The sequence below is a fragment of the Mycobacterium sp. genome, from assembly GCF_035314665.1.
Classification (GTDB): Bacteria; Actinomycetota; Actinomycetes; order Mycobacteriales; family Mycobacteriaceae; genus Mycobacterium.
Map to the genome: position 1 here is coordinate 1 of NZ_DATFZD010000207.1, position 6572 is coordinate 6572.

General features: G+C 64.7%; 6 protein-coding genes. 2 read left to right on the forward strand and 4 right to left on the reverse strand.

The window, feature by feature from the left end:
• Positions 1–306 precede the first annotated feature (306 nt).
• Genes VKI00_RS15560 through dnaK form a run of 4 tightly spaced genes read right to left on the reverse strand, consistent with a single transcriptional unit; the run spans position 307 to position 4467 of the window.
• Positions 307–687 carry a heat shock protein transcriptional repressor HspR gene (locus VKI00_RS15560; protein WP_324438837.1) on the reverse strand — a complete coding sequence of 127 codons (381 nt, stop codon included), beginning with the start codon at positions 685–687 and terminating at the stop codon, positions 307–309.
• Positions 687–1874 (reverse strand): molecular chaperone DnaJ, encoded by a 1188-nt coding sequence (gene dnaJ / locus VKI00_RS15565; RefSeq protein ID WP_324438838.1) that lies wholly within the window; start codon positions 1872–1874, stop codon positions 687–689. The genes VKI00_RS15560 and dnaJ overlap by 1 nt, the downstream gene beginning before the upstream one ends.
• Before the next feature lie 56 nt (positions 1875–1930).
• The gene (gene grpE / locus VKI00_RS15570; RefSeq protein ID WP_324438840.1) at positions 1931–2614 is read right to left on the reverse strand and encodes a nucleotide exchange factor GrpE; all 684 of its coding nucleotides are present in this window, start codon (positions 2612–2614) and stop codon (positions 1931–1933) included.
• Positions 2611–4467: a molecular chaperone DnaK gene (gene dnaK, locus VKI00_RS15575; RefSeq protein WP_324438842.1), complete on the reverse strand. Its 1857-nt coding sequence runs from the start codon at positions 4465–4467 to the stop codon at positions 2611–2613. Before dnaK ends, grpE begins: the two co-directional genes overlap by 4 nt.
• Before the next feature lie 263 nt (positions 4468–4730).
• On the opposite strand from dnaK, the gene VKI00_RS15580 reads away from it, so the two are divergent.
• Both VKI00_RS15580 and VKI00_RS15585 read left to right on the forward strand, forming a co-directional pair.
• Positions 4731–6218 carry an amino acid permease gene (locus tag VKI00_RS15580; protein ID WP_324438843.1) on the forward strand — a complete coding sequence of 496 codons (1488 nt, stop codon included), beginning with the start codon at positions 4731–4733 and terminating at the stop codon, positions 6216–6218.
• Positions 6219–6226: 8 nt separating this feature from the next.
• Positions 6227–6572, forward strand: a 346-nt coding sequence (locus VKI00_RS15585) for an enoyl-CoA hydratase-related protein (RefSeq protein ID WP_324438845.1), incomplete at its 3' end; no start/stop codon positions are given.

Genomic DNA, 6572 nt, shown 5'->3' on the forward strand with positions numbered 1-6572 from the left:
GCGGACGTCGGTTACGGCTGTTTCCAGGGCGTCAAGTCGTGCGGATGCTTCGGTGAAGACATTGAGCCATCTGTCGTAGTCGCAGTCGTTGGGCAGATCGAACATTTCGGGATTTCCTCGCGCTGGGGGTCTCGCGAGCAACGTAACGCCCCTGGTCAGCCGAAAGCACGAGTAGTGCACTACCCGAGTGCTACCAGCATTCAGCGGCTCAGCCTGTCGGCGCCTCTTCGCTCCCCCGCTTACGCGGGCTCGCTCATCGACTCCGGCGGATGGCGCCGCTTCGCTCCCCCGCTTACGCGGGCTCGCTCATCGTCGCGGCTGCCAGACGACCACCGCGGTGCTCTTGGGCACCACCGCGACGTCGCGTCGCTGGTTGGCCCGCAGCGCCTCGATCTCGACGGCCATCTCGGTCAGCCGCGACTGCAACGCCCCGACCTGGTTGGTCAACTCGATAATGCGTTTGATCCCAGCCAGATTGACACCCTCGTCCTGCGACAGCCGTTGCACTTCGCGGAGCAGCTCGACGTCGCGCTGCGAATAACGACGCCCACCACCGGAGCTGCGCCGCGGGCTGACCAGCCCGAGCCGGTCATAGGTACGCAGCGTCTGCGCATGCATACCGGCCAGCTCGGCGGCCACCGAGATCAAGAAGGTCCGCGCGTCTGATTCCCTAGGGTTGTTGGCCATCACCGGTTACCTGCCCATCCGGCTCGCGGGTCGAAGCCACCGGAGCGTTCGGCGACGGCGTAGGCCTCCAACGCCTCCTTGGCAGCGCCGTCCAGGTTCGGCGGGACGGCGACTTTGACGGTGACCAGCAGATCGCCCTGACCGCCGGAACGCTTGGGCACACCGCGTCCGCGGACCCGCAGGATACGGCCGTCGGCAGTGCCTTTAGGCACCCGAACACCGACCTTGCCGTCCAATGTCGGCACGGAAAGCGTTGTACCCAAGGCTAATTCGGTGAAGCTGACCGGGACGGTGACAGTGAGGTCGTCGCCGTCGCGGCCGAAGACCTTGTCCGGCGTCACGTGCACGGTGACATACAGGTCACCCGACGGGGCACCGCGCAACCCGGCCTCGCCCTGGCCGGCCAGCCGGATTCGTTGTCCGTCCTCGACACCCGGTGGGATCCGCACGTTGATGGTGCGGGTACGGGTGGTGACACCGGTGCCCTTGCATTCCTCGCAAGGGTGCTCGATGATCGACCCGCTGCCGCGGCACTCGGTGCACGGCTCGGAGAAGCCGAAAGCGCCTTGGTTGCTGCTGATTACGCCCGAGCCGTTACAGTTCGGGCACACCTTGGGGCTGGTACCCGGCCTCGCTCCGCTGCCGTGACAGTTCGTGCACGGCGCCGGGCTGGTCAGCCGCAACGGCATCGCCACGCCCTTGGTGGCCTCCATGAAGCTCAGCTCGGCTTCGGTCTCCAGGTCGTTGCCGCGCCGCGGACGGCTGGGACGTGGTTGAGCGCCACGTCCGAACAGACCGCCGAACAGGTCGCCGATGTTGGTGCCACCAGAGCGGCCGGCCGCGTCGAACAAATCGTTGAGGTTGAACTCGGCGCCATCGCCGCCATATGCGGCCCCACTGAAGCCACCGCCGAAGTCGCCACCGTTGAATCGGCGACCGAATCCGCCTCCCGCGAAGAGCCGACGGGTTTCGTCGTACTCCTTGCGCTTGGCCGGATCCGTCAGTACTTCTTTGGCCTCGGAGACGGCCTTGTACCGATCCTCGGCCGTCTTGTTGCCGGGGTTGCGGTCAGGGTGGTTCTCGGCGAGCAGCTTGCGGGCCACCCGCTTGATCTCGTCTTGGCCGGCATCAGGAGAGACGCCCAGCTCCTTGTAGAAGTCCTTTTCGACCCATTCGCGTTGGGCCATATCGCGTCACCCCCTCACACCTTTCTCTAGTTATCGTGTCCCGTCCGAACCGCTCGTTAGTTGTCCGACGACGGTTCTGATTCTGCGTCGTGCTCACCCTCGCTCGCGTCGTTATCGACTGTGTTCGCGCTCTCGGTTTCCGTGGCGGTGTCGCCCGTCGAGTCATCCGGGATGGTGTCCACCACCCCGACCAACGCGTGCCGCAGCACCTGGTCGCCGAGCTTGTAGCCGTGCCGCATGACGTTGCCGATCACCGGCTTCGAGCCGTCGGCGCCGTCGCCCTCGTGTTGCACGGCCTCGTGCAGCACCGGGTCGAAGTCGTCGCCCTCGGCGCCGAACGCGGTCAAGCCGAGTCCGGTCAGCACGCTGAGCAATTTGTCGGCGACCAACTTCAGCGGCCCGGATTCCAGGTCGCCGTGGCTGCGGGCGCGGTCGAGATCGTCGAGCACGCCCAGTAATTGGCTGACCACGGCGGCCTTCGCCCGCTCGCTTGCGGCTTCCTGATCGCGCAACGCGCGCTTGCGGTAGTTGGCGTAGTCGGCTTGCACCCGCTGCAGATCAGCGGTCAGCTCGACGACCTTGTCGGCTGCGCCGCCTGCCGATGCCGGAATCGCTGCGGCGCCCGGCGCCACCCCGCTGGGGGCGGCTCCGGAAGCCACGTGGCGTACTTGGCCGGTTTCGGGATCAATCCGACGCTTATCGGTGACAGTTACCTGTTCGTGCGGATTGGGTTCGCTCACTGGGCCTCCCGGTCATCGTCGACCACCTCCGCGTCCACGACATCGTCGGCACCGCTCGCGCCGGCCTCACCGTGACCACCGGCCGCTTGCTCGGCCTGAGTGGCCTCGTAGATCGCCTGGCCGAGGGCCTGCGATTCCTGGCCCAGCTTCTCCATCGCGGACTTGATGGCACCGATGTCGGTGCCTTCCAACGCCGTCTTGGCTTCGGCCACCGCGGCGTCGACCTTGTTCAGCGTGTCCTCGGGAACCTTCGAACCACCTTCGGCGCTGCGCTGCTCGGAGACGAACTTCTCCGTCTGGTAGACCAACGTCTCGGCCTGGTTGCGAACGTCGGCCTCTTCGCGACGCTTTCGGTCCTCGTCAGCGTGCGCCTCGGCGTCCTTGATCATCCGGTCGATCTCTTCCTTGGACAGGCCGGAGCCCTCCTGGATCTTGATCGTGTTCTCCTTGCCGGTGCCCTTGTCCTTGGCCGTGACGTGCACGATGCCGTTGGCGTCGATGTCGAAGGTGACCTCGATCTGCGGGACACCGCGCGAGGCCGGCGGGATACCGGTCAGCTCGAAGGAGCCGAGCAGCTTGTTGTGCGAAGCGATTTCCCGCTCACCCTGATAGACCTGGATCTGCACCGACGGCTGGTTGTCGTCGGCGGTGGTGAAGGTCTCCGACCGCTTGGTCGGGATGGTGGTGTTGCGCTCGATCAGCTTGGTCATCACGCCACCCTTGGTCTCAATACCCAAGCTCAGCGGCGTGACGTCAAGCAGCAGAACGTCTTTCACCTCGCCCTTCAGCACACCGGCCTGCAGGGCGGCACCGACGGCAACAACCTCGTCCGGGTTGACGCCCTTGTTGGGCTCCTGGCCGCCGGTCATCTCCTTGACCAGATCCGACACCGCGGGCATGCGGGTAGAACCACCGACCAGCACCACGTGGTCGATCTCGGAAACCGAGATGCCGGCGTCCTTGATCACCTGCTGGAACGGGTTACGGGTGCGGTCGAGCAGATCTTGGGTGATCTTCTGGAACTCCGCACGGGTGAGCTGCTCGTCGAGGAACAGCGGGTTCTTGTCGGAGTCAACGGTGATGTAGGGCAGGTTGATCGACGTGCTCTGCGAGCTGGACAGCTCGATCTTGGCCTTCTCGGCCGCTTCACGCAGCCGCTGCATGGCCATCTTGTCCTTGGTCAGGTCGATGCCCGCGCTGGCCTTGAACTTGTCGACCAGCCAGCTGACGATGCGGTCGTCCCAGTCGTCACCGCCGAGGTGGTTGTCACCCGAGGTGGCGCGAACTTCCACGACGCCGTCACCGATCTCCAGCAACGACACGTCGAAGGTGCCGCCACCGAGGTCGAACACCAGGATCCGCTGCTCCTTCTCGCCCTTGTCCAGGCCGTAGGCCAGCGCGGCCGCGGTCGGCTCGTTGACGATCCGCAGCACGTTCAGGCCGGCGATCTGGCCGGCCTCCTTGGTGGCCTGACGCTGAGCGTCGTTGAAGTAAGCGGGTGTGGTGATCACCGCGTCGGTGATGTCCTCACCGAGGTAGGCCTCGGCGTCGCGCTTCAGCTTCATCAGAATGCGAGCGCTGATCTCCTGCGCGGTGTACTTCTTGCCGTCAATCTCGACAGACCAGTCGGTGCCCATGTGGCGTTTCACCGAACGGATGGTCCGGTCGACGTTGGTCACCGCCTGGTTCTTGGCAGGCTGGCCGACCAGTACCTCGCCATTGCGCGCGAACGCGACGATGGACGGAGTGGTCCGCGAGCCCTCGGAGTTGGCGACGACGACGGGGTCCCCACCCTCCAGAACTGCGACGACAGAGTTAGTGGTCCCGAGGTCGATACCGACCGCACGAGCCATGGTGAATCCTTCCTGATAGTCCAACTTGGTATGCACTACGCTGAGTGAACCCCGCTCAAGCCTGCCCTTTGCGGTGTCCCGCTGTCAAGCCAATGTTGAGTCTACTCCACTCAAGGTTATGAACGGCACAACGGTGTTGCTCAAGAGTTTGTTCCCTGCCGGTTGAGAGCGACGTCACACCGTGGGATAGTTTCGCCACCACTCCGTTTCTGGGGCGTGTCCGGCGCCGCAGCGTTGCACCAGGCTACGACGATAGGAATGCAATGCCACCGCTGCCCAGCACGCCCGACCCGGCTGATCATGCGGCCGCCGATCATCGATTCGCCCATGAGGACCAGGGCTATCACCACGACCTAAAACCTCGCCAGATGCAGATGATCGCGATCGGCGGCGCCATCGGCACCGGGTTGTTCATGGGCGCGGGCGGACGACTCGCGTCGGCGGGACCCGGATTGTTCCTGGTCTACGGGATCTGCGGGGTATTCGTCTTCCTGATCCTGCGCGCGCTCGGCGAACTGGTGCTGCACCGCCCGACGTCAGGCTCGTTCGTCTCCTATGCCCGAGAGTTCTTCGGGGAGAAAGCGGCATTCGTCGCGGGCTGGATGTACTTCCTGAACTGGGCGATGGCGGCGATCGTCGACAGCACCGCGATCGCGAGCTACTTCCACTATTGGACGACCTTCGAGGCGATCCCGCAGTGGGCGCTCGCGCTGATCGCGCTGGTGGCGGTGGTGTCGCTGAACCTGATCTCGGTGAAGGCCTTCGGCGAGTTCGAGTTCTGGGCGGCGCTGATCAAGGTGATAGCGCTGACGACGTTCCTGGTCGTCGGAATCGTCTTCTTGGTGGGCCGCTTCAAGATCCAGGGAAAGAGCACCGGGTCAAGCCTGTGGGCCGACCACGGCGGATTTTTGCCCACCGGCCTGCTGCCACTGGTGCTGGTCACCTCGGGAGTGATATTCGCTTATGCCGCAGTCGAACTGGTCGGCACCGCCGCCGGAGAAACCGCGGAACCGGAGAAGGTGATGCCACGGGCGATCAACTCGGTGATCGCCCGTATCGCCGTCTTCTACTGCGGATCGGTACTCCTGCTGGCGCTGCTACTGCCCTATACCGCCTACAAACACGCGGAGAGCCCGTTCGTCACTTTCTTCTCGAAAATCGGGCTCACCGGCGCCGGCAGCATCATGAACGTGGTGGTGCTTACCGCCGCGTTCTCGAGCCTGAACGCCGGACTGTATTCAACTGGCCGGATCCTGCGGTCGATGTCAGTGAACGGCAGTGGTCCGAAGTTCACCGCACGAATGTCGAAAAACGGTGTGCCGTACGGCGGGATCCTGTTGACCGCCACCATCGGGCTGTTCGGTGTCGTGCTCAACGCGATCAAACCGAGCCAGGCCTTCGAAATCGTGCTGAACATCGCCGCAATCGGGGTGCTCGCGGCTTGGGCGACGATCGTGCTCTGCCAGCTGCGGTTCTACAGCAGGGCGAAGGCCGGAACGATGGAGCGGCCGCAATTCCGGATGCCGCTCGCCCCCTACAGCGGCTATGTGACGCTGGTTTTCCTGGCGGGCGTCCTGGTGCTGATGGCGCTCGACCCTGAGAAGGGTCAGTGGGTCATCGCGGCGCTGGTGGCCGCCGTTCCCGCACTGATCGGCGGCTGGTTCCTGGTCCGCGACCGCGTCATGGCCGCGGCCACGGCCAAAGACGTTGTCGACCACGCCAGCGATGTGCCGGACCTGACGCCTGAATAATAGAAACCGTGACGATTAGCCTGAGCTACGAAGAAAAGATCGCGGTCCTCGACCTCGGCGCCAACGAAAACCGTTTCTCGCCAGACTTTCTCGACGAGTTCCACGCACACCTCGACGAGGTTGTCGCCGCCGGCGCGCAGGGCCTGGTCACCACGGCCAGCGGCAAGTTCTACACCAACGGTCTGGATCTGGATTGGCTGATGGCCAACGGGCAGCGGACCCAGTGGTATGTCGGACGCGTCCAGGGCATGCTGGCCCGGATGCTCACCCTGCCCGTCCCCACCGCCGCCGCTCTGGTCGGGCACGCCTTCGGCGCAGGGGCAATGTTGGCCTTGGCGCACGACTTTCGGGTGA